The sequence below is a fragment of the Mycobacterium sp. NPDC049093 genome (assembly GCF_040704635.1).
Taxonomy (GTDB): domain Bacteria; phylum Actinomycetota; class Actinomycetes; order Mycobacteriales; family Mycobacteriaceae; genus Mycobacterium.
Window position 1 is genome coordinate 1 of the sequence record NZ_JBEZJS010000028.1, and the last position, 1,843, is coordinate 1,843.

At 55.5% G+C, this 1,843-nt stretch carries 1 rRNA gene; it reads right to left on the reverse strand.

The annotated features are described in order from the left end of the window. Positions 1-15 precede the first annotated feature (15 nt). A 23S ribosomal RNA gene (locus tag AB0876_RS34250) occupies positions 16-1,843 on the reverse strand; the annotation flags it as partial.

Consider the following 1,843-nt stretch of genomic DNA (forward strand, 5'->3'; position numbering starts at 1 on the left):
TTTGGTGTTTGTTGGTTGTTGTAAGTTTTCGGCCGGTTAGTGCCAGTTCCCTTCACCCATTACTGGGCTTCCAGGTCTGGCCTATCAATCCCGTGGTCTGCGGGGGGCCTTATCCCTCTAAAAGGGTGAGAAGCCTGGTCTTGGAGGGGGTTTCCCGCTTAGATGCTTTCAGCGGTTATCCTGTCCGAACGTGGCTATCCAGCCGTGCTCCTGGTGGAACAACTGGTACACCAGAGGTTCGTCCGTCCCGGTCCTCTCGTACTAGGGACAGATTTCCTCAAGCTTCTGACGCGCGCGGCGGATAGAGACCGAACTGTCTCACGACGTTCTAAACCCAGCTCGCGTGCCGCTTTAATGGGCGAACAGCCCAACCCTTGGGACCTGCTCCAGCCCCAGGATGCGACGAGCCGACATCGAGGTGCCAAACCATCCCGTCGATATGGACTCTTGGGGAAGATCAGCCTGTTATCCCCGGGGTACCTTTTATCCGTTGAGCGACACCCCTTCCACTCAGAGGTGCCGGATCACTAGTCCCGACTTTCGTCCCTGCTCGACATGTACGTCTCGCAGTCAAGCTCCCTTGTGCACTTACACTCAACACCTGATTGCCGTCCAGGTTGAGGGAACCTTTGGGCGCCTCCGTTACATTTTGGGAGGCAACCGCCCCAGTTAAACTACCCACCAGGCACTGTCCCTGAACCGGATATACGGTCCGAGGTTAGAGGCCCAATACGATCAGAGTGGTATTTCAACAACGACTCCACCCACACTGGCGTGTGAATTTCACAGTCTCCCACCTATCCTACACAAACCGTATCGAGCACCAATACCAAGTTGTAGTGAAGGTCCCGGGGTCTTTTCGTCCTGCCGCGCGTAACGAGCATCTTTACTCGTAGTGCAATTTCGCCGAGTCTATGGTTGAGACAGTTGAGAAGTCGTTACGCCATTCGTGCAGGTCGGAACTTACCCGACAAGGAATTTCGCTACCTTAGGATGGTTATAGTTACCACCGCCGTTTACTGGGGCTTAAATTCTCTGCTTCACCCCGAAGGGTTAACAGGTCCTCTTAACCTTCCAGCACCGGGCAGGCGTCAGTCCGTATACATCGTCTTGCGACTTCGCACGGACCTGTGTTTTTAGTAAACAGTCGCTTCTCACTGGTTTGTGCCACCCCCTCCCGCTGCCGGCCGCAAAAGCCTTGACGATATGGGGGTCCCCCTTCTCCCGAAGTTACGGGGGCATTTTGCCGAGTTCCTTAACCATAGTTCACTCGTACGCCTTAGTATTCTCTACCTGACCACCTGTGTTGGTTTGGGGTACGGGCCGTGTATGTCCTCGCTAGAGGCTTTTCTTGGCAGCATAGGATCACCGAATTCGCCTCAAACGGCTATGCATCACCTCTCAGGATTAATGAAACGCGGATTTGCCTACGTTTCTCCCTACCGGCTTACCCCAGTACAACCACTGACTGGTACGGCTACCTTCCTGCGTCACCCCATCGCTTGACTACTACCCACCGGGGTCCCACGCAGCCCCGTCAACGCCTCACCCCGAAGGGATCGGTCACGACGGTTTTGGATGGTTAGCACAATGGATTCATCATGGACGCACATACACGGGTACGGGAATATCAACCCGTTGTCCATCGACTACGCCTGTCGGCCTCGCCTTAGGTCCCGACTCACCCTGGGAGGACTGGCCTGGCCCAGGAACCCTTGGTCTTTCGGCGGGCAAGGTTCTCACTTGCCTATTCGCTACTCATGCCTGCATTCTCACTCCCACACCCTCCACAGCTAGATCACTCTGCTGCTTCACCGGATGCAGGACGCTCCCCTACCCAACG